At 47.8% G+C, this 21,873-nt stretch carries 14 protein-coding genes and 1 riboswitch; of the genes, 3 read left to right on the plus strand and 11 right to left on the minus strand.

Annotation, left to right across the window (positions count from 1 at the left end; all coding sequences use genetic code 11):
• Window positions 1-5: 5 nt before the first annotated feature.
• Window positions 6-284 carry a hypothetical protein gene (locus tag MHI37_RS25085; RefSeq protein ID WP_076337138.1) on the minus strand — a complete coding sequence of 93 codons (279 nt, stop codon included), beginning with the start codon at window positions 282-284 and terminating at the stop codon, window positions 6-8.
• A 157-nt stretch (window positions 285-441) separates the two neighbouring features.
• Window positions 442-520: riboswitch (ZMP/ZTP riboswitch) on the plus strand.
• A gap of 66 nt (window positions 521-586) precedes the next feature.
• On the opposite strand from MHI37_RS25085, the gene MHI37_RS25090 reads away from it, so the two are divergent.
• A complete protein-coding gene (locus MHI37_RS25090) occupies window positions 587-1,432 on the plus strand; it encodes a tetrahydrofolate dehydrogenase/cyclohydrolase catalytic domain-containing protein (RefSeq protein ID WP_076337137.1) in 846 nt (281 codons plus the stop codon).
• A gap of 106 nt (window positions 1,433-1,538) precedes the next feature.
• Here MHI37_RS25090 and MHI37_RS25095 read toward each other — a convergent pair whose 3' ends face one another.
• The 5 genes from MHI37_RS25095 to MHI37_RS25115 all read right to left on the minus strand — a co-directional run bounded on the left by MHI37_RS25095 (window position 1,539) and on the right by MHI37_RS25115 (window position 13,576).
• A complete protein-coding gene (locus MHI37_RS25095; protein WP_256710534.1) occupies window positions 1,539-7,190 on the minus strand; it encodes a 5'-nucleotidase C-terminal domain-containing protein in 5,652 nt (1,883 codons plus the stop codon).
• A 518-nt stretch (window positions 7,191-7,708) separates the two neighbouring features.
• Complete coding sequence (locus tag MHI37_RS25100) at window positions 7,709-9,478, minus strand: ABC transporter ATP-binding protein (protein ID WP_076337135.1); 1,770 nt, start codon at window positions 9,476-9,478, stop codon at window positions 7,709-7,711.
• 13 nt (window positions 9,479-9,491) lie between these two features.
• Window positions 9,492-11,234, minus strand: coding sequence for an ABC transporter transmembrane domain-containing protein (locus MHI37_RS25105; protein ID WP_076337134.1), 1,743 nt, complete (start codon window positions 11,232-11,234; stop codon window positions 9,492-9,494).
• Window positions 11,235-12,339: 1,105 nt separating this feature from the next.
• Window positions 12,340-13,032 (minus strand): DUF4367 domain-containing protein, encoded by a 693-nt coding sequence (locus tag MHI37_RS25110; protein ID WP_076337133.1) that lies wholly within the window; start codon window positions 13,030-13,032, stop codon window positions 12,340-12,342.
• Window positions 13,013-13,576, minus strand: a complete 564-nt coding sequence (locus MHI37_RS25115) for a sigma-70 family RNA polymerase sigma factor (protein WP_076337132.1) — start codon at window positions 13,574-13,576, stop codon at window positions 13,013-13,015. The genes MHI37_RS25110 and MHI37_RS25115 overlap by 20 nt, the downstream gene beginning before the upstream one ends.
• Before the next feature lie 879 nt (window positions 13,577-14,455).
• On the opposite strand from MHI37_RS25115, the gene MHI37_RS25120 reads away from it, so the two are divergent.
• The gene (locus MHI37_RS25120; RefSeq protein WP_076337131.1) at window positions 14,456-15,529 is read left to right on the plus strand and encodes a glycosyltransferase; all 1,074 of its coding nucleotides are present in this window, start codon (window positions 14,456-14,458) and stop codon (window positions 15,527-15,529) included.
• Between the two features lie 8 nt (window positions 15,530-15,537).
• On the opposite strand, the gene MHI37_RS25125 is transcribed toward MHI37_RS25120, so the two are convergent.
• The 4 genes from MHI37_RS25125 to MHI37_RS25140 are packed head-to-tail and all read right to left on the minus strand — an operon-like array spanning window position 15,538 to window position 19,283.
• Window positions 15,538-16,302: an ATP-binding cassette domain-containing protein gene (locus MHI37_RS25125; RefSeq protein WP_076337130.1), complete on the minus strand. Its 765-nt coding sequence runs from the start codon at window positions 16,300-16,302 to the stop codon at window positions 15,538-15,540.
• 18 nt (window positions 16,303-16,320) lie between these two features.
• Window positions 16,321-17,094 carry an aliphatic sulfonate ABC transporter permease SsuC gene (gene ssuC, locus MHI37_RS25130; RefSeq protein ID WP_144023687.1) on the minus strand — a complete coding sequence of 258 codons (774 nt, stop codon included), beginning with the start codon at window positions 17,092-17,094 and terminating at the stop codon, window positions 16,321-16,323.
• Between the two features lie 20 nt (window positions 17,095-17,114).
• A complete protein-coding gene (gene ssuD / locus MHI37_RS25135) occupies window positions 17,115-18,254 on the minus strand; it encodes an FMNH2-dependent alkanesulfonate monooxygenase (RefSeq protein WP_076337128.1) in 1,140 nt (379 codons plus the stop codon).
• A gap of 36 nt (window positions 18,255-18,290) precedes the next feature.
• Window positions 18,291-19,283 (minus strand): sulfonate ABC transporter substrate-binding protein, encoded by a 993-nt coding sequence (locus MHI37_RS25140; protein ID WP_076337127.1) that lies wholly within the window; start codon window positions 19,281-19,283, stop codon window positions 18,291-18,293.
• A 276-nt stretch (window positions 19,284-19,559) separates the two neighbouring features.
• On the opposite strand from MHI37_RS25140, the gene MHI37_RS25145 reads away from it, so the two are divergent.
• Entirely contained in the window at window positions 19,560-20,759 is a 1,200-nt protein-coding gene (locus MHI37_RS25145; RefSeq protein WP_179090219.1) for a helix-turn-helix domain-containing protein, read from the plus strand.
• Between the two features lie 64 nt (window positions 20,760-20,823).
• Here MHI37_RS25145 and MHI37_RS25150 read toward each other — a convergent pair whose 3' ends face one another.
• Entirely contained in the window at window positions 20,824-21,873 is a 1,050-nt protein-coding gene (locus MHI37_RS25150) for an anthranilate phosphoribosyltransferase (RefSeq protein ID WP_076337125.1), read from the minus strand.

A 21,873-nucleotide genomic window follows, 5' to 3' on the forward strand; every position in this document is an offset into this window, starting at 1 on the left:
CTATTTTAGTCCACGTAGCCTGCTAGTCCCTTATCCATAAGGTAGTCCATCTCTGCATCCAAAATAGCTTCAACGACTAGCTCGTTCGATTTAACATCTGGACGACTGAGTACATAATCAACCAATTCGTCTCCATCAATGTCGACCTCACCGTTCTTATCTTCCTTCGCATCATTGATGAAGGCATGCTCATGCTTCAATACAAGCTTGATCAGCTGCTCATCCGCACTCGTCTTGTTTGCAATGTATTGCAATTGCTCTTGCTCGTTCAATTGTTCACTCATCGTTAGTCATCTCCTAGTTCAATTGCTCGTACCATTATACCACATTCATTTCATCTTTATTAGGTAGAGAAGCTAAGCATTTTGTAAAAAATGGAACCCAATTTTTGAGAGTACTCGTTTTCTCTCTCTTTTATTGTTAAAATAAGAGAAGCATCTCAAAGCTGTGCGTAACTGGCGGAGCATGGGGAACCATGAGGAAGCGCGCAGAATATTAGCCGTACGCCTGGGCAAAGGTAAGGGGGATATATCCCCCTTGCCTTTTTATGTTTTTCGACGACCATTCGAAGGAGCTGGGGTAAAAGATGACAGACAAATTGATTTTGGACGGTGCACGTGTAGCAGAGTCGATCAAGGATGAACTCAAAGCTAAAATTGAAGCATTAAGTGCTCAGGGTATCATCCCCTGCTTAGCAACGATTCTCATAGGAGAAGATCCAGCCTCTGAAACCTATGTACGAATGAAAGGCAACGCCTGCAAACGGCTTGGCATCACATCAAGGCGCATTCATTTGGATAAAGCTACCTCGACTGAGGAGCTAATTGCTGTCATTTCACAGCTCAACGAAGATCCGCTCGTTCATGGCATCCTATTGCAGCATCCCGTACCGCATCAAATTGATGAGCGAGCTGCTTTTGAAGCGATAAGCATTCACAAGGACGTCGACGGCGTTACGGCACTAGGCTTTGCTCAAAATGCTTTTGGCTATGCTGACTATCCATCCTGTACGCCAGCCGCTATAATGGCTATCCTTGATTATTATCGCATCCCGATTGAAGGCAAGCACGCTGTCATCATTGGACGAAGCCCCATTCTCGGCAAGCCTGTATCTCTAATGCTGCTTAACCGCAACGCTACGGTCACAATCTGCCATTCGAAAACTTTGAATTTAGCAGATATGGTCGGGCTCGCAGATATCATCGTCGCCGCTGTTGGCAAGCCAAAGTTCATACAAGGGAACTGGCTACGCTCAGGAGCAGTTGTCCTAGACGCCGGCTACAATGCTGGGAACGTTGGCGATGTAGATTATGAGGCTTGCTTGCTTAAAGCCAGCGCTATAACCCCCGTGCCGGCAGGTGTCGGCCCAGTCACGATCGCGATGCTGCTCAAACATACAGTCGCCGCCGCAGAAAAACTAGCACTGCACTAGAGTAATCTAGCGCTTCAATTCACTCTTCCACCGCAAATTCACGCTCTTCAATATAAAAAACGTCCCTAACCACTCTTTACGGGTGGAAAGGGACGCCTCAGGTTATTTATATGCGCGCATTATTCATATGATCCAAAGCTGCCAAAATAAGTGCAACCACCTCTGCTCTTGTTGCATTTACTTGTGGCGCAAAACGATTGTTTCCTACTCCTCCAACAAGTCCGGCAGACTGTGCAGCAGCAATAGATGGTTTTGCCCATGCCGGAATGTCACTTGTATCCGCGAATGATGGCTTCGCATTCGGATCAACCTTGATGCCGAGTGCACGAACCAGCATAACGGTCATTTCAGTGCGTGTTAGCTTATTGGATGGCCTCAGCGTGTTATCCTCGTAGCCTGCTATCACCTTATCCTCGATAAGCTGCGCAAAGAAGGAGCGCGCCCAAGCTGGAACCTGATCGGCATCAGCAAAATTAAGCGTACCCGCTGTCGATTCAAGCTTAAATGCTCTGCCCATCATCGTTATAAACTCTGCTCTTGTCGCGTTATCCTTAGGATGGAAAGTGCCATCTCCATAACCGCTAACAATGCCCAGCTTTACAGCTGCTTCAATCGCTTGTGCTGCCCAGTGATTGCCAACATCGCTAAACTTCGGCGACGAACCTTCGTTACCGCCTGGTGTCGGTGTCGGAACCGGCGTTGGCGTCGGTGTTGGTGTTGAAGTCGGAGGCGACGTTGGCGCTGGCGTCGGTGTTGGTGTTGTTCCACCATCTGGAATCGGACTGCCCTTCAAATCAACGATTCGACCTTCAACAGCCGATGTTGCTGCCGTGATTGCACCAAGCTTCTGAATATAGTTTGTAAACACCTCATAGTCCGGCAAATACAGTAGGTTTACGCGCCCTTCATTATACGCCTTCTCAAGAGAAGCGTAGAAGTCTCCGCCTTTGGCTGTAAATGCATTTGTCGCTACTTCATAGGTCTTATTCATATCCAGTGGCACATAGCTGCTGCCGCTTTTCACCTGAATACGAATGATCCGCTCATTGACCGGCTTCGTTGAATCATAATCAAATCTCATCCCTGCAATATGCGGGAAGCGGCCATCCTTGGTCGTAGTAATGGTAGAAACGCCGTTCTCCATTGCATCCTTAATTTCTTGCCCGGTTAAAGTGATCGTAACCAGATCATTATTGAATGGAAGCACAGTCAATACTTCCCCTTGTGTAATCGGGCCTGCGTTAATAGAGTCGCGGATACCACCGCCATTTTGCAGTGCGATAACAGCATTTGTACCCGCTGCTTTTGCTGCATAAAGCATACCATCAGCGATCAGATTGCCGAGGTTCGTTTCCATAGAGCGCACATCAGCACGAACGCCGTTCAATACTACTTCTGTATTCCCGACCTCAAGATTCGATAGCTCCTGAATGCCCGGCTTATAGTCTGTTTCAAGCATAATCTTGGCTTCCGCGTCCTCTGCAAAGTTATACACATCGCCAGTTTTCCCATCGACCGAGATCAATTGCTCGTTCCATCTAGTCAGAATGCCTGCTTTGTTGAACATAACTTCCAGCTTGCCGAGGAACAGTCCTTTTTCTCCTGTTTGTACGATTAGCTTCGGCGCATCTAGATCTGTATGGTCGACTACAGCTTGATCCAGCTGCGTGTGGCTGTGGCCCCCAACAATAATATCAATGCCTTTTACCGCTTTAGCTAGCTCAAGATCCGCATCATAACCAAGATGCGAAAGCACCACAATTTTATTTATGCCTTCCTTCTCCAGCATTGCTGTTGTTGCCAACGCCTTAACAATGGCATTATCGAATGTGACATCGCCCGGAGAAGCTATATTTGCGGTATCCTCCGTAGTTAAACCAAACAATCCGATGTTTTCGCCATCCACCTGCATAACAATCGCAGGATAAATCGTTGCATCCTTGGCATCATAGCTAATTTCGTCCTTGAACATCGCGTTCAAAATCTCATCCTTCGAGAAATTCACGTTGGACGATACGAACGGGAACTTCGCATTGCCAATAAAGTCTGCCAGCACGCCGGAGTTTTTATCAAACTCATGATTGCCGAAGGTCATCGCATCGTAGCCAACCAAGTTCATAAACGCAAGATCCGCTTGCCCCAAATATTTGTTGAAATACAGCGTACCCGAGAATACATCTCCTGCATCAACCAAAATCGGATTCGTCGAGCTTGCTTTCGTTTCCTTAATCGCAGTAACACGGCGAAGAACGTTGTTTGGCGAGTTGGTTGTATCCAAATTCGCATGTGTATCATTCGTATGCAAAATCGTGAGCGGATAAAGAGCATCCTCCTTAGCTGACAAATCCAGCTGCGCTAAAAGCGGATCATGATCGCTCACTCTACCTTGTTGAGTAGAGAAATCCGCATTGACATGAACAACGTCAATTTCTGCATTGACGCCAGCAGCGTTATCTACCAAAATATGATCCAGCGTTTGTGAATTGCCATCATAAATGTAGGAGTAACGTTCAGCAACTGGCAGCGTATCAACCAGATTAGTCAATTCCGCGCCCTTCAGCTTGTTCAGCGTACCGGAGAATTGGAAATCATTAAAGTCTCCCAATACAACGACACTTGCTTCAGGAGCCTTCGTCGTCAATTCCTTAACGAAGCTGTTAACAGCTTCCGCTTGCTTCGCACGCTGCACTTCGCTGCTGCGTACAACAGGTTGAATATCGCCCCAAGGCTTGCCGTCTCCGCCTTTAGAGTTCAAATGATTAGCAATAGCAACGACACGTTTTCCTTGGAAAACAAATTCTGCTACGAGCGGCTTGCGGGAGGAAGCGAATGTAGAAGCGTCCGCAGAACCAATCCGTCCAGGATTTTGAGTCAGTCCACCGACTGCATTTACTTTAATCGTAGAGGCAAAGTCGCCTTCGCTGCCTTCAGCAAGATCTACCCTGTCCGGATTATACAAGAAGCCAACTCGAATATTGCCTCCAGGCGCTCCGCCATCCTTATTATTCTCAGGTGCTATATCCGTGTAAGCGTAAGTGGGACCGCCCTTCGCTTTAATCGCGTCGATCAGCGCTTTGAAGCTTTGAGCAGCATCCGTATTTCCGGAATCCGTCCCCCCGTCATTATCTTGAACCTCCATCAACCCGATAATGTCCGGCTTCTTCATGTTCGTTACAATAATTGAAGCAATTTTGTCAGCCTTATCCGTTTCCGCTGCGTTGAAATTTTCCACGTTAAAGGTAGCGATGGTCAGCTTGCTTGGGTCCGGGACAAGCGTCGTTACCTTCTGCGTATTTGTACCGCGGATAATAGCAGGCAGAGTTTCCGTTGGCATCAGCTTGTACAGATCGCTTGCGTACTGAATCACACCAACGATATTGCCGTCAAAAGCATCGCCTGTTTTTATCTCGACACCGGCTGGTTTAGCGCCAATAAATAGCTTCTGCGGATTAAGGCTGCTGTCTGTCTCATTCAAACCATCGCCCTGCAGCACAATGCCGCCAGCAGCCGTTTTAATTGGATTATTCGCACCATTGTCAATCGTAACCGGAGTTACCGCATTGGCATAAGGTCCTGTTATGGTTGGATTATCTAGCTCTACTCGCATACTCTCTAAGCTCTCGAAAAAATCAATCGCATCGATAGCTGGATTAAACTCGCCAAAGCTGTCCGTATCGATCAGATTCGGGATCATGCGGCCGCCTTTTCCAATAAGGATCGCAGCAGGCAGCTCGTTGTTGCTCGATAGCTTATTAATCGTCGTTGCATTAATTTGAGTAACCGTCAGCGATGGGCTGTTTCCATATTCCTGAACCGTTCCCGTTACCGAAACCCCGTCCTTCACAACAAAGCCATGAGCCTGCTTATAAACCTGAATAGCTTCAGAAGTATTCGAATTGTTATCGTTCTCAGCATCAGGCATCTGCATATAGAAGGTATCTGCACTTGCCGAAGTGATAATGCCTGTCACATTCGACACCTGCACATTAATATAAATTGATTTATGCGCTTCACCTTGAATGCTATGAATCGCTATGCCGTCCGTGTTTTCCAGTACCTTGTAAGTGAAGCTGGATACTTCGCTGGTCACACCGCCAGCGGTTACAACCGCCTTAATGACCGTATCTGCTTGGACGACAATTGGTGAGGTGTAGATCGTGCCTGCTGAAGCCGTTGGATTCGTTCCATCCGTCGTATAACGAATGACGCCGCCTTCTGCAAGCGTGCTTAACGCAACCGAGCCTCCGGCGTTAATGCCGCCAGACGGAATACTCGCCTGAACAGCTAAACGCTTCGCAACAATATCAAGTGCATGGCGCGGCAGCAGCTCAAGCCCCACACTGGAATAATACGTCATAACGCCAGTTACCTGCTCAAAGGTTTTCCCTGCAACAAAGGAAGCGTCGGAGGAATAAATAATAACTTTGCTTGCGCTCGCAGCGTCCACAGCAGTAACTACGCCGCCGGCAACACTTTCAACGGTTATATCTCTCACCTGTACTAATCGACCTTCAAATTTGTTGCGATTTTCTGTTGTTTTACCAAAGCTGGTTGAATCTGCGAACATCGGCTCTGGGACTACAACCGAACCCGTTACCTTCGTATTTTCTACAGCTGCTTCCAATTGAATCAGGCCGATATACTCATTGAGCTTTCCGTATGCCTCAATGTTATCGCCAGGCTGCACGGAAACGCTATTCGGAACTCTAACCACGATTCCGTTATTTGAGTCCTGTACAAATAGATTATAATACCCGCCTGAATCCGCACGGTGAGTGACTACACCGCTAAGCGTAACGTTTGTGCCAATTACAGCAGCGCGCGCTTCCGCAATGGTTATCAGATTCGAAATAGTATACGAATACTCACTCAGCGCACTATCTGCCAAGCCATCTTTTTGGGCATAAGCATGAACTGTCGTTGGCGCTGTGATCACAATGGATGATACCCCTGGCTGATACAATGCAAAGTCGCCCGGAGCGACTTGTTCATCACCTGCACCATAAACACTGTAATAGACACTTGCGCCAACCGTTGGCGTTGAGATCTTAATGCTTGTGCCAGATGGCACCGCTCCAGCGCTCACATCTGGAGCTACCGCCTCAACTCCGACTGCAGCAGCTCCATAAGAAGAGTTCCTTGGATCTGGTACAGCAGTTTCGAAATCTGCACTGTTATTATCTGTATCTTGGGCACGGTTGCTCTTGCGAACAGTCGCTGTTACATTCGTAAGCAATGTACCTGTTGGTCCTGCACCTTCAAACTCACCTGACGCGCCATATCCAACTAAATCAATAGTCACATTGTTGCTGTCTACCAGCTTCACCTTACCGCTGGCTCCACCCATATTTAATGAACCAATCGCATCAGGGCTTGGCAGATTAGCTGCACTTGCATCGGCACCTGCAGCTTGCTGAGTCAAGTAATACTTTCCTGAGACTATCTTTCCGGATAAAGGCATAAGATTGCTTCCCGTAGTAGGCCAAACGCCTGTTGCAGATCCGTAAATCAGCGTCATTCCATTCAAAATAATATCGTGATCCGTCGGGTTGTACAGCTCGATGAAATCCTGCTTAAAGGTCGAGCCTGTGCCGTTCCCCCCAGCGCCATAAACCTGAGAAATAATAACATTGTCACCCGCAGGCGCAGCATGCGCTCGGCTTCCCAAACCTCCAAGCAGACCAGAAGCAACCAGTACCATCGCTAACAACAAGCAGACTTGTCTTTGTATACGTCTAGCTAATTTCTGCATTCTCATTTACTCCTCCCACTACTCCATAAAGTATGTAGCAATATTGCATGACTTTAGCGTAGTGAAAAATTGTGTTCAGAGTGTCAAACTCAAGTGAAGTTCTAGTAAACAAGCACATATATATAAGTTGAACTAAACATTTACGTTTTGGTCGCTGAGCTAAATCTTCATTTTTTCAAGTTCAATTTATATAGTTATAATGAGTATTTATAAGAATTGTTATCACAAAATACTTACGGCTTAAGGCGGACTAGATTTGAACACACCGCAGCGAAAAAGATAACGGTTACCCCTGCGAATGTGCTGAATAGCCGCTACGTGTCGTTCTGTAGTAATCATGACCGATTTGCAAATAATATAAGCAGTGGGATTGAGCGCTTAGCGATTAAGCTAAAGCGCTCGGAATCGAGGTTGTTTCGATAAACCACGTTTAAGCTTTCGAGCACAAAAAAACATCGTCTAAGGCCTACCGCGCCTTAGACGATGTTTTCAAATATTACATACTGCTGTACACTACAAGCCATTTATTTCGACAACCCGTTTACAGACTCCATACCTGCCCGCTCCCCCATCTGAAGCTGATACATTTTAAAGTATCTGCCGCCAAGCGCCATTAATGTATCATGATTGCCGCGCTCGACAATCTCACCGCGATGCAGGACAAGAATTTGATCTGCTTCCCGAATGGTAGACAATCGATGTGCAATAACAAGAGTCGTCCGTCCTTGGCTGACTACACGCAGCGCCTGCTGGATAAGCCCTTCCGTTTCACTGTCAATGCTTGCTGTGGCCTCATCCAGAATAAGAATCGATGGATCAAAGGCTAGTGCTCTAGCGAATGAAATGAGCTGCCTCTGGCCTGACGACAGCGTACTGCCGCGTTCAACGACCTGCTCATCATAGCCGCCAGGCAGCTGCTCGATGAAGGGAGCAGCACCAACATCCTTCAATACGCTTTTCACACGCTCAATCGAAATTTCCTTATTGTATAAGCAGACGTTGAATTTAATATCTCCAGCGAACAGATACGGGTCCTGCAGCACGATTCCCATATGCTTGCGCAGCGCCTGCTTCGAATAAGTCGCAATATCACGGCCATCGATCGATATTGTCCCTTGATCCGGCTCATAAAATCCGAGCAGAAGATTCATAATCGAGCTTTTCCCCGACCCTGTATGCCCAACTAGTGCAACCGTCTCGCCTTTGCGGGCTTCAAACGATATTTTCTTCAGTACATTCTCTCCCGCTTTATAGGCAAAGGTTACATTATCGAATTTCACGATCCCCTCTGGCCGCTTCACTTCCATGGTCTCTTCGACCTCCACCCCTTCCAGATCGAGGATCGCAAATACCTTCTCCGCCGATACGAATGCTCGCTGCGCATTCGTCAATTGATCGAAAATACCGATAATCGGCTGAAAAACTCGTCCTAAATAATCGAGGAAAGCATAAAACACGCCAAATAAAATTCCGGTCTCGAGAGATGCTTTGCCAAAATACCAAATGACAAGTGCGGTAACAAGGCTGCCAATCGTACCCACAATGTTTCTCGAGGATAGAGCAAATACCCGAAACTGTTTCACTTGATTAACATACCGGTCCTCATTCAGCACCTCGAATTCATCCCGTGTCACCTGCTCGCGGCGAAATGCCTGAATGATCGGCATGACCACGATCGATTCGTTAATCATCGCATTCATGTCGCTCAGCCTTGCACGCATAATGCTTATGTACCCCTTCGAATATTTCAAATGGATTACCATAATGAGTGCGAAGAGCGGCGGCAGCAGCAAGCAGTAAAGGGCCAGCCGCAAGTCCAAAATAAATAATGCCGTATAAATGCCGATAAGCTGTATGAAGCTGACGACAAAGGTGGCCATAAAGCTCATGAATAAATCCCGTACTGCCTCGGTGTCATTCGCAATTCTCGAAACCGTCTGACCAATAGGCGTATTGTCAAAATAACGCACCGGAATTCGCTGGATATGGCGCATGACATCCATGCGCATATTTTTAATAATTTGCAGCGCTGTCGTTTGCAATAGATAGGATTGCAAGAAATTGCTGATACTGGCGACAAGCAGAAGCCCCATATAAAGGGCAAGCAGCCAAAGCACCGGCACCAGATCGTTTCCACTGACCGCCAAATGCTTATCAATAATCGTTTTAATAATAAACGGACCACCGAGCTCTGCGCTCACCGCACAGCAAAGAATGAGCAGCGCCCCCAAAATTCTAAACTTATAGACGAGAGCATATGCGAATAGTCTTCTCGCCGTCGATTGCTTTGGCACCCTTACAGCCTCCTCATTCTTCCAAGCTAGCTTCCATCTGCTGCCTTTCCCACTGCTGCTTGTACCAGCCTCCAAACAGCATAAGCTCATCATGAGTTCCTTCTTCTAGGATGCGTCCCTCATGCAACACGATAATCCAGTTCGCATGACTAACCGCCGACAGGCGATGGGTCGAAATTAACGTCGTTTTCCCTTTGCGCTCCTCACGAATGCTGTGAAGGATACGGCTCTCTGTCCGTGCATCCACAGCCGATAACGAATCATCCAGCAGCAATATTTCAGAATCGACAAGCAGCGCTCTCGCAATGGCCAATCGCTGCTTTTGCCCGCCAGAGAGCATTACTCCATTTTCGCCAACAACGGTTTCCAGTCCCTCTGGCATCATCGCAATATCCTCTGTAAAAAAAGCCATCTCTACTGCACGTGCCACTTCCTCATCAGACGCAGCTGGCTTCCCAAGTGCAATATTGTCTCTAATGGTTTTGGATAACAGCAAATGCTCCTGCGGCACATAAGCGATCCAGCGTCTCATCTGATCGATGGCAATTTGCTCTATTGGCACATCAGCAATGAAGAGTCTCTCCTGCTCCAGTGGATATTGACGAAGCAGCTGCTTCAGCAGCGTGCTCTTTCCACTGCCCGTTTTCCCCACAATCCCAAGCGTTTGGCCCCGTTCAAGCTGGAAGGATACCCCACGCAGACTAGGTTGACTGGCGGCTGGGTAAGTGAAGGTAAGCTGCTTCATTTTTATACTCTCCGGTACCTCGATGGGCACTGGCTTATCTATATCATTGAGATCCGGCTTTTGCAGGAGCGCGGAATCCAGCCGTTCGGCCGAGGCGCTTCCGCGCTGCAGCACATTGATGAATTCTCCGAAGGAGATCATCGGCCAAATCAGCATGCCCAAATACATATTGAACGCAATAAGCTGACCTAGCGATATATCATTTTGGAAAACGAGATACGAGCCGTACCCTATTCCAATCGAGTAGCTGACACCAACGATTAATGAAATAACGGGTTGAAACAGCGCATTCAGAATCGATACCCGCTTGTTTTTGTACATCACCTCTGAGGTGACTTGATCGAATGCAGTAAGATCATCAGTTTCCTGTACGTAGGAGCGGATTACCCGTATGCCGGAGATAGATTCCAGCGCATGTTCATTCATTTTCCCAAAGGAAGCCTGAGCGTCCAAAAAACGTGTTCTTACTTTTTTGCCAAGCTTGCTGATTACGACCGCGAGCAGCGGCAGCGGAATAAGCGCAGCAAGCATTAGCTTATAGCTTACGAGTGAAACCATCATAATGATGACAACCGAGGCGCCAACAAGCGTATTGACGAGCGTCATCACACCGTAGCCTGCCGTCTGGCCAATAGCCGAAATATCATTGGTAGCAAGCGCCATTAATTGTCCTGTGCTGTTGCGCTGGAAGAAGGCTGGTGTCATTCTCGTCAAATTAGCAAGCAGTCGGCCTCGCAGCACCTTCTCAATAAGGACCGAATTGCCAAACAGCATCGTGATCCATAGGTAGACTAAAACATACATGAGCAGTGCCAGTCCGATAAGCAGCAGCACCGTCTGAGACATGCCGGTTGATGTAAGCTGGCCTTTACCAATCTGATCGACAGTCTTCCCGATGAGATTGGGCGGTATGGTAGAGAGCAGGCTCACGATCGACATGAGGCCAATGGCGATCACATAGGTTCCCCAGCGCTCCTTAAAAAACCACCGCATCCGATTTATAAATGACATATTACCCCCTCTTTCTCTTGCCAATACTAACAAACATAAGTTCTATTTTCCATATTACCACTTTCTTGGAATTCAAAAAACAAAATCATCTTTACAAGTGATTGGAAATCGCAGACGCATCAGCTCACACTTCTAACGGAAACCACAGACGCTAAATCGCCTTTATTTTTCATTTCAAGATTGTAACGGAAACACAGGCCTCTATTTGTACCAAATATACACGATATCGCTCCATTTCTGCGGAATAGCGTCTCCCACTTCCGTTAAAATATGACACTAACCCAAAATGCAACTTTAGCGTCTCTGGCTTCCGTTAGCTTTCGTTATCCCCCATATACTTCACAACACACACACATCGTCTTTTCCCTCAACTTTTCTGACGCTCGATGCTGCTCCTCAAATCCTCACTTCTCCTACTCCCAGCGCGGAAGCTATCCTGCACTTTTGCAGTAACTTCATGCGATTGGGACGCTCTAGCTAACCTATCCTGCACTCACGCATTATAGATCATCATTTCAGCTCATATCCAGCCATCTGATCTCCATTGTGGGTAGCTATCCTGCTTACGTACAGGATAGCTCCCTTAAACCATTAAAAAGAGTAGGCTACCCTGCAAATGTGCAGGATAGCCTACTGATTGACTGTCACGGTAAAGCTCGCGCTGCTGCCGCCTTTGTTCTAGGCACATTTGTGTAAGTTCCATATCCTTCACACAAACGAACACACGCATCGTCTTTTTCCTCAACTTTCCCCAAGCTCATTTTCATGCCATTCTTTATAGTTGTGTAACCAAACATACCTGGACTCCCAGCTGAGCTAAGTCCCCGTGTCATTTCTTCGCCTTACTTCGTCTTACTTTTAGGGTGGTGTAACCAACCAGCTCGTGCTCCCTTATGTGGATATTACACTACCCCAATTTACCTAGCATTCGCTCAAGGTACAATTTCTCTTAATAGGTGCCAGCATCAATAAGTATAGTATCACGGTTGGGGGAGTCTATGGAGTCAAAGCTTGATAATACTCTGCAATAAATCCTTTACTGACGAAAAAACCCACCTCGAGGGTGGGGCGTTCAATTCATTCACGATATACACGCATCAACTTATTAAGGCTCAACCGATTCGGCTACCTTCATGGCCTCATCGCCCGAAATCGGACCGGACACACCATACTGAATGCCGTCAACCACCCAGAACAGCTCCGTGAACTCGGCTTGCTCGAAAATAAAACCATCCGCTCCGCCCACTTTGGTCTGTGTGAACAGGTCCATCGGGAACGCCGCTGGCATGCGGCTCGCGCTGAACGTCACCGTCTTATCACCCGAGCCGTATGTGAAGTTCAAATCTCTGAGCGGTTGGTCCTTCATTCCCACGCCGACGATCTCAGCCAGCTTGAAGCCTTCCGGGGCGACTTGAGGAACATGCACACCGGAACCGAAAGCTGTTTTCGCTGCCTCCGCCGTTCCGAATGGAGTTGTAATCAATTGGGACAACTCCGAACCTGTGGATCCTCCGTTTCCGGGCAGCACGGTTCCCGACGAATTATCCGTTGGTATCGGTACTTCGGCGGGCTCTTGCAGCATCGGCAATCCCGTCACTATGACGACTGCCGCGACCAGCGCTGCCGCTCCTGCAAGCCAAGCTTTCGGAAGAACGAATCGGCGGCGGCTTCTCTGTTCCGCGGTGGCTTGCTTCCTGATCTTCTGTTTAACGCTATCGCTCAATTCCATTTTAGAAAACAACATATCATCCGACTCCTTTTGCAAATGTTGACGTAAATTACGCTCCATGTCCGTCATCGGTTATCTCCTCCTTGCGCATTTCCCGAGCCAATGCCTCGCGCGCCCGGTGCAGTCTGTTTCTCACGGTACCCTCAGGCGACGACGTCGCTTTCGCAATTTCCCGTGTGTCCAAGTCCAGATAATAATATAAATACAAAGCCTCCTGATACGGCAGAGACAGACGCAGCATATGCCGCAAAATCTCGCTTTTCTGCAATCTTTTCAACGCTTCTTCTTCCACGCTGAATGTCCGTCCCCGCTCCATCCGGATGGGATCGGTCGGCTGTTCCGTAAACATCCGCACGCCCATCTTGTCCCGGCAAACGTTGATGGCGATCGTCGTCAACCAGGTTTTAACCGCGCTATCTCCACGAAACGAGTTCCAGTTGCGATAAGCGCGAAGGAATACCTCCTGACTGATATCCTCGGCAAAATGCCGATCGCCGGTATAAAAATAAGCGGTGCGCATGACCGTCGAGCCATAGCTTTCCATCAGCTGCTCTAGAGCTTGAGAGGGATCTTTCGGGAAATTTTCCTTGTTATTCGAGCCGGCCGGCTTCATTGAATTATCACCTCCACCTTATTAGACGGCCTGAGCGCATTTTTCGCTGCACTGCGCTTTAAATCTGACAGTCCATTAAAGATTTTGTGAATTTGAGCTTAAGTCCCCATACTCCTTCTAGCATGAATTTCATACGATGAAAAGCCACATGAACAGTATGCCTGTTTGATGCGGCTTTTCGACTTCATCTTCGGTTTAAAAGATCCCCAATATCCATTTATACTAACACTATTTTCTCTACATGACCTATTCGCTGCCAGCGATGTGCTCTCCCAGCTGAGCTGAGCCCCGCGATAATTTTCATGCCATTCTTTAGGGTAGTGTAACCTACCATATGTGGACTCCCACCGCTCGGTATCACACTGCCCAAAACGGCTGGTTTAGAATTTTTTTTATTCCCCATGACAACTATCGCAAATCGACGATAAAAAGCTCAAGCATAATGAACAAAATCATCCTTACAGGTGATTGGAAATCGCAGACGCGTTAGCTCCTACTTCTAACGGAAACCACAGACGCTAAATCGCCTTTATGTATCGTTTCAAGATTGTAACGGAAACACAGGCCTCTATTTGCAGCCTAAATGCCGAATCTCGCTTCATTTCTGCGGAATAGCGTCTCCCACTTCCGTTAAAATGTGAGGCTAACCCAAAATGGAACTTTAGCGTCTCTGGCTTCCGTTAGCTTTCGCTATCCGCTCTCCGACTGCTGCCGCAGCATCGTTATCAACAGGTTCGGAAAATGTATAGTTTCCTATATTTTCAAAAAAACTCATCCGTTTAATTTTCACTGTTTGTTCTTTATAACGAATGTGATATGATGATCTTATCGTACGCTAGGTCATTTCTAGCCATTATGATCATTCCCGAGGTGAAGTAAATGGCCTGTGCCATTAGTGTAATCGTGCCTATTTTTAATGCTGAAAAATGGTTGCGCCAATGCTTAACTAGCATTCTTCAACAGCCCTTCCTCTCAATTGAGCTGCTGCTCGTTAATGACGGCTCGACAGATCAGAGCGGAATGATTTGCGACGAGTTCGCTGCAAAGGATACGAGAATCAGCGTGCTTCATAAGCCAAATGGCGGACCGAGCAGCGCAAAAAACGCTGGCCTTCATGCTGCGAGCGGCAAATATGTTGCTTTTTTGGATGCTGACGATCAAATTGATGATTTGTTTTTCGTTAAGCTGTACGCGACAGCGGAGGAGCATGGCTGTGAAGTTGTGATTAGCGGCTACGAAACAATCCCTAATAAAATCAGTATGTCGCCTGGCTTCATGCTGCATTCGTTAATGAACGGAAAGGAGCTCGTATTAAGCGCAGACTCTGTTCATTCCAATAATGATCTATGCTTCGTTTGGCGAAGCCTGTTTCTACGTGACTGGCTTGAGAAAAAAGAGGTTTCGTTTCATGAGGAATTGACCATTGGAGAGGATACGATCTTTCATCTAGAGGCTCTTCTAAACGCGGAGCGAGCGTATGCGATTCCAGACCCCTTATATTTTTATACAATAAATAACTCAGACAGTCTAATGAGCGCTCCTTACAAGCCTTACCTAGAGAAGAACCTAGCTTTGCAATATCAGCTGAGAAAACAGCTGTCAGAGAAATTCGGGCTGCTCGCGTATCGACACTATAAGAGAGATATGGCAGTCTATCATATCCACACTCTCCTTGGCTTGATGCTGCGAAATCTGAAATATAGTTCAGCTGCTGCTAAAAAAGAGGATATCACCCGGCTCATTAACATGGAATTGATTACGGATAGCACGAGGGAGCTGGGCATTATGTACAAAGGGCTGAACATCAAAGAGTATTTTTATTATTTGATACTCAAATTCAAGCTATCCTCCGTGCTGTTCCGCATGCAATTTCGCGTACCGTTTGTCACCTCAATCCTATCCTTTGGAACATTGGGGCGAACCAAACGTGTGAACAATCGTACCGTCCGTTAGTCTATACGTCATATCGAATAGGAGACTGTCCTCTGCTGCTCATGCTTGCCTCTCTCCAAAATTCGGTCTAAGATTAGCTTCTCGAAATGAATAAAATCATTATTTCTTTCACGAGGCCGATCCAGTGTAATCAGAACGTCAAGCGCAATATGTCCATTTTCGATTAAAATGACCCGATCCGCCATGGCGACAGCCTCACTGACATCATGGGTAACGAGAACCGCTGTGAACTGCTGCTCCGCCCACAGCTCTTCAATAAGCTGCTGCATGTCAATGCGAGTGAGCGCATCAAGCGCGCCAAGCGGCTCATCGAGCAGCAGCAGTCTCGGCTCACCGACCAGCGCTCTTGCAAGCGCGACGCGTTGACGCTGTCCTCCTGACAATACGCCCGGCCATTCCTTCGCCCGATCAACTAGCCCTACTTGCGCGAGTGCCTCAAGCGCTTTTTGCTTCTCGCTGGTTTTCACCCCGAGCTGAACATTGTCCACGCAGCGCTTCCACGGAAGAAGCCGTGCGTCCTGAAACAGCATCCTCGTATCCTCACGAATACCGTTAATTTCTGATCCATCGAGTGTAATGCTTCCCTGCGAGGGCTCCTCTAAGCCTGCGATGAGCCGAAGCAGCGTGCTTTTTCCACAGCCGCTGCGACCGACTATCGCAACGAATTGTCCAGGAGGAATATCAAGCTCAACGCCCTCCAGCACTGCTTTATCGCCAAAATTTTTGCCTGCGTCCTTAATGAGGAGCCGCGCTCCTGCTTGATTGTTTTTCATAGCTGCAGCCTCCTCTTCTTATCGCTTCACGTAGTTTGGATGCCATTTGAGCAGCGTTTGCTCTAATATTTTGGCAGCCGTATCCGACAGCTTTCCTAATATCGCGTACATAATGATCGCCAGCACTACAACATCGAGACGCATAAACTCGCGGGCATTCATCGCCATATAACCAATGCCAGAATTGGCCGAGATCGTCTCAGCCACAATTAAAGTAAGCCACATAAATCCAAGCGCGTACCGCACGCCTACCAGTATAGAAGATAATGCTCCTGGCAAAATAACATCACGATACAGCGCGTAGCCCCGCAGCCCGTAAACCTTAGCCATTTCGATCAGTCCTGGGTCTATGGAACGGATGCCATGCAGCGTATTTAAATAAATGGGGAAAAATACACCGAGTACAACCAAAAATACTTTCGCTGTTTCCCCGATGCCAAACCATAGGATGACGAGTGGAATAAGAGCCAAATGCGGCACGTTGCGAATCATTTGTATCGTACTGTCTAGCAAGCGATTCGCCGTCTGCGATATGCCAGTGAGCAGGCCAAGCAGAAAACCAATCCCGCCGCCGATAGCAAAGCCAATAAATGCTCGCCATGTGCTGCTAGCAATATAATGGAGCAATTGCCCTGACTTCGTCATTTCAAAGCCGGCCTCCGCTACCTTGAGCGGGGTCGGCAATGTACGGCTTGAAATTAAACCAAATTGACCAAGCAGCTGCCAGATGATCAAAATAATGATCGGGACGATTGCAGGAGCAATCCGACTATTAATTATTCGAGTTAACATCTTAATAATTGCTCCTTCCGTTACGTAGCGCTTCCCGATTTTGGACGTTTGTTATAAGCAACCAGCTCACCAGAGGCTTGAATAGAATAATCCGTTTGCACCTCCTGCTGCTTTAGCGGCAAACGCGGAAATAACAGCTCTGCAGCGCGGTATGCCTCCTCCAAATGCGGATAACCTGATAAAATAAACTTTTCGATTCCGAGCTCAGCATATTCCTTCATCCGCTTCGCAACCGTATCCGCATCTCCCACCAGTGCCGTGCCTGCACCACCTCGTACCAGTCCGATTCCCGCCCATAGATTAGGCGAGATCACAAGCGATGATTTATCTCCCTTATGCAAATCCCCCATCCGCTTCTGTCCTACCGAATCATACCGAGCGAGAATTCGCTGAGCTTCAGCAATGGTCTTCTCGTCGACATGGCTGATAAGCCGCTCAGCAGCCGCCCACGCTTCATCATTGGTTTCTCTTACAATAACGTGCAGCCGAATGCCAAAGGTAACCTTCGTCCCTCTGGCCTCAGCCAGCTTGCGCACCTCTGCAATCTTCGCCGCTACCTCGCTTGGAGGCTCGCCCCAGGTTAAATAACAGTCAACATGATCAGCCGCAATTTGCAGGGCCGCAGGCGAAGAACCTCCGAAATAGATGGGTGGATAAGGCTTCTGCAAAGCCGGAAATAACACCTCGCCTGCTTCAACCTTTATATATTTTCCATCAAAATTAACTTCCTCGCCCTGCATCATACGCCGCCATACGGTCATAAACTCGTCCGTCTGCTCATAACGCTCTCCATGCGTAAGGAAGATTCCATCTCCTCCCAGCTCATGCGGATCACCGCCAGTAACTACATTAATCAGAAGTCTGCCGCCGGACAGCCTATCGAAGGTAGATGCCATTCGAGCCGCTGTCGACGGCGACATAACCCCTGGACGAATAGCTACTAAAAACTTCAGCCTGCGGGTTGCCCCAATAAGAGAGGATGCCGCAACCCAAGCATCCTCGCAAGCTTTGCCTGTCGGAACAAGCACGCCATGGTACCCTAATCGATCTGCCGCTTGAGCGATTTGCCGCATGTAGTCAAAGTCGACCGCGCGCGCACCTTCTGCTGTACCTAAATATCTGCCATCGCCATGCAGGGGGATAAACCAAAATACTTCCATATTCATTCTCCTTAATCCTCTGTAGGGTATGAAGGTTTATTTGATTACCGCTTCGCTCACTTTAATTTCAGATGGTATTAATTCCAGCTTGAAGAACGTATCAGCGATGCTCTGCTGCGCAGCAATCGTATCGTCGCTAACGCGAATGATACCCCAGCCGCGATGAGCTAACGCCTGCTCAAGCGGAGCTGTATCAAGGCCAAGCGCAGGTGCCAGCAGCTTAGCCACTTCAGACTGATGATCTTTCGCCCACTTATCCGTTTCATCCAGCTGCTCCAAAATAACATCAATCGCCTTCGTATTCGACTTTGCGAAATCACGTGAAGCCAAATAAAACTCATAGTTTTTCACTAGGCCTTCTCCATCAGCAAGAACACGTGCCTTCGTTGCAAGCTGTGCCACCGAGTAGAAAGGCTCCCAAATAACCCACGCATCGACATTGCCGCTCTCGAATGCTGCCCTTGCATCTGCTGGCGGAAGGAAGACGACCTCAACATCGCTGTACGCTAGCCCCTCTCTCTCCAAGTACTTCACAAGCAAATAATGCACGTTGGAGCCTTTGTTGAGAGCAACTTTTTTCCCTTTTAAATCAGCCGACGATTGAATCGAAGATTTTTCTGGTACGAGTATGCTTTCTGCCTTCGGACTCTCCGGCGAGTGCGCGAGATAAACCAGTGGCGCGCCAGCTGCCTGTGCGAAAATCGGAGGTGCTTCACCTGTATGACCAAAATCAATACTGCCAACATTTAGCGCTTCCAGCAGCTGTGGACCACCCGGAAACTCCGTCCATTCGACGCTGTAGCCGGCCTCCTTCAGCTTATCCTCAAGACCGCCACGCTCCTTCAAAATGTTCACTGAAGCATACTTCTGATAGCCGATTCGCACCGATTTCGCTTTCGTTTCTTCCTTTCCTGCGACCTTGCCATCATTATTCGCGCTGCATGCGGAAACAACTAGCAATACCGCAATCATCAAGAGGGCCATTATCCATGCCGTACCTTTTTTCCTGACCGCTATACCTTTATTCATCTTTACTCACTACCCCTTTGCTTCACTCATTTTTTAAAAAACTCATAATTCCCATGTAATTACTACGCTTTATGTACATCGAAATTATCATCTCAGCTTCACAGTGTCAATACGATAAGGAAAAAAGAGGAGGTATGAGGAGCAGTGAGGAAAATGATCCGTTATTTTGCATTTATTAATTGAAGTTTAAAGAGCCATAGATTATGATTATAAATATCTTATTATTCCTACGTAATAACTATGATTTTATAGCAGTTTGGAATGGAGCGCTCCAATATGTTGAATGAAAGCTTTAATCTTCTAAGCCTGCAGGAGGCAATGGACATATTAGGCATCAGTCGTGCGACCATTGACCGCTGGCGCAAGGATAAGCAGCTTCCTCATATCAAAATAGGCAAGGAAGTATGGATTGATAAGCAGCAGCTTCAAAATTGGATTCAGCTGCATGGAATAGCTAATATGCAGCGTCCGTCTCTATCAGGCAGCTTGAACGAAAAAATCGTTACCATCGGTTACCAGAGCGGAGCCGCCCTTCTGTGGAGCCCTTTAATTATTAAGCAGCTTGGTTTCTTTGAAGAAGAGCTGCTCCGGATGTCTCCCTCGATCCGTTATCAGGTTCGTTGGGTGAATGCCCCTAACGGAATGGAGCTTGTCGAGGAGCTTCTTGCCGGACGCGTACACATCGCCTCCGTGGGCGATTATCCGATCATTGCCAGCCGTGCTCTAAGCAATTTGCTTCCAGGCTTCCAGCCACAGGTCATCGCCTTTGACGGAAAAACAAGCAGCGGCGGCGGCATTTCTCTAGTCGTTCCTACGGGCAGCAAGGTTGATCACCCAGAAGCTTTGTCCTCATTGTCCGTATCCACCGTAGGCAATTCCAGCTCCTCGTATCGTCTGAAGGAGTGGATGAATACATTTGGACTTCATTCCGAGCCGATCATTCATCGCGGCATGGGCGACTGTCTTAACACGATACTAGAGGGTCAAGTTGACGCTAGCATGCTATGGGAGCCATATTTAAGCTGGGTTCAATCGATTGGCGCCGGCACCCCGCTTCTTCCCGAAGGTATCGGCGGTGATTATTTAACTGGATTGATGACAGACGGCAAATGGTCGCGGGAAAATGAGCCCATCGTGATCGCTTATTTGAAAGCTCATCTGCGTGCTCATGAATTCATTCGCAATGAACGAGACCGAGCAGCCGAGCTTATCCATCAAGCAAGCGGCTTCCCTCTCCTGCTCGTACATCTTGTATTATCGAAAATTCGCTGGGACGCCTCTATTTACAGCCGGGATTTACAGACGCTGAATCGATTTGACGAGGAAAATACAAATTGGCTTTCTGCTTATAAGCGAGATTCGAGTGGACTGGAGTTCCGCAAGCAATTTTTGCAGGAGGCGGTAGAAGCGCTTAGCCTCCCTATTCTGCCTGATTCTCCTCTGCCGGGAGATTGGTCAACTGATCATTTATATTAACGATCTTTAGCACGATTGCAGAAGGCCGCCGAGCAAATGCCCGGCGGCCTTCTATATGACGCAATTACGTTGTACGGCAAGTCAAAGCATTTTCGCTGCGCATTGCATTTTTCCATTTGCGATAAAGGTCCCACGGAGTGCCATTATCAAGCAAATCCTTGCAAATATAAAGTCCTTCCTCCACAGATTCCGCCCTCTCTGCCAGCTTCAGTCTTACTGCAGCGTTAAGCAGCACTTGATTAGCGAAAGCAATGTGACCGTTTCCTTGCAGAATTGCTTCTGCTTCACGCAGCTGCTCGGCTGGCGTCCAAGCGATTTCTGGTACCGCCGTCTCTAATCCATAGGCATCCGGATTAATAATGTGAAGCTGCGATTGTCCATTTTCTACAAAATAAGTACGCGTCGGGCGCTCAATGAATAAATCCTCGGAACCTTCATTTCCTTGCACAATAAGCGCTTTTTTATAGTTCAAATGGTTCGCCAGCTGTGCTATCCGATCAAATACCGTATTATGGTAAACACCAAATATCAAATAAGGGGAATGTGCGAAATCGATCAGCTTCTCAGCCGTATTCAGCACCGTACGCATGCCTAGCTCGATTCGGATGGAACGAAGCGCCTTCAGAGGGGGACACCATTCTTCAGTTGGTACGTAAAGCACTCCTGTATCCATCGCCGCCTTAACGATCTGCTCGCGAGAAAGCATAGCCGCATCAATACCAGCCTCATGCAGTAAATCATGCAAGGTGATGCCCCACTTAGGAGGCAGGGATTCCGCACCATGCAGCGTAATTGGCAATCCTGCTGCTGCGAGAACAAATGCGGTAGGGAAAGTAGCGTAAAATGATTTTTTCCTGCCGTCATATGGCCCCGCACAATCCAGCCCCTGCTCTACTTGCACACGGTGGGATCGGCTGCGGCATTCCATCACAAAAGCTTCAAGCTCCTCTACACTTTCCATTTTTATTCGCTCCGCGATAAAAAAAGCGCCGATTTGCGCTGGGGTCGCCTTTAGATCGAGGATCGCTTCGGCCGCAACCCTTGCTTCATCATAAGTAAGATCACGCGCTCCCCGTTTACCGCGGCCAACTTCCTTTAGTAGATTCGTAATCAT

The organism is Paenibacillus sp. FSL H8-0548 (genome assembly GCF_038630985.1).
Lineage (GTDB): Bacteria > Bacillota > Bacilli > Paenibacillales > Paenibacillaceae > Pristimantibacillus.

What these genes read in the sequence shown, in the direction of transcription:
- MHI37_RS25125 (WP_076337130.1), bottom strand. Translation starts at nt 16,302, where the DNA reads ATGAAAAACAATCAAGCAGGAGCGCGGCTCCTCATTAAGGACGCAGGC.
- MHI37_RS25110 (WP_076337133.1), bottom strand. Translation starts at nt 13,032, where the DNA reads ATGACGGACATGGAGCGTAATTTACGTCAACATTTGCAAAAGGAGTCG.
- MHI37_RS25150 (WP_076337125.1), bottom strand. Translation starts at nt 21,873, where the DNA reads ATGATTACGAATCTACTAAAGGAAGTTGGCCGCGGTAAACGGGGAGCG.
- MHI37_RS25115 (WP_076337132.1), bottom strand. Translation starts at nt 13,576, where the DNA reads ATGAAGCCGGCCGGCTCGAATAACAAGGAAAATTTCCCGAAAGATCCC.
- MHI37_RS25140 (WP_076337127.1), bottom strand. Translation starts at nt 19,283, where the DNA reads ATGAATAAAGGTATAGCGGTCAGGAAAAAAGGTACGGCATGGATAATG.
- MHI37_RS25095 (WP_256710534.1), bottom strand. Translation starts at nt 7,190, where the DNA reads ATGAGAATGCAGAAATTAGCTAGACGTATACAAAGACAAGTCTGCTTG.
- MHI37_RS25090 (WP_076337137.1), top strand. Translation starts at nt 587, where the DNA reads ATGACAGACAAATTGATTTTGGACGGTGCACGTGTAGCAGAGTCGATC.
- MHI37_RS25120 (WP_076337131.1), top strand. Translation starts at nt 14,456, where the DNA reads ATGGCCTGTGCCATTAGTGTAATCGTGCCTATTTTTAATGCTGAAAAA.
- MHI37_RS25105 (WP_076337134.1), bottom strand. Translation starts at nt 11,234, where the DNA reads ATGTCATTTATAAATCGGATGCGGTGGTTTTTTAAGGAGCGCTGGGGA.
- ssuC (WP_144023687.1), bottom strand. Translation starts at nt 17,094, where the DNA reads ATGTTAACTCGAATAATTAATAGTCGGATTGCTCCTGCAATCGTCCCG.
- MHI37_RS25085 (WP_076337138.1), bottom strand. Translation starts at nt 284, where the DNA reads ATGAGTGAACAATTGAACGAGCAAGAGCAATTGCAATACATTGCAAAC.
- MHI37_RS25145 (WP_179090219.1), top strand. Translation starts at nt 19,560, where the DNA reads ATGTTGAATGAAAGCTTTAATCTTCTAAGCCTGCAGGAGGCAATGGAC.
- ssuD (WP_076337128.1), bottom strand. Translation starts at nt 18,254, where the DNA reads ATGGAAGTATTTTGGTTTATCCCCCTGCATGGCGATGGCAGATATTTA.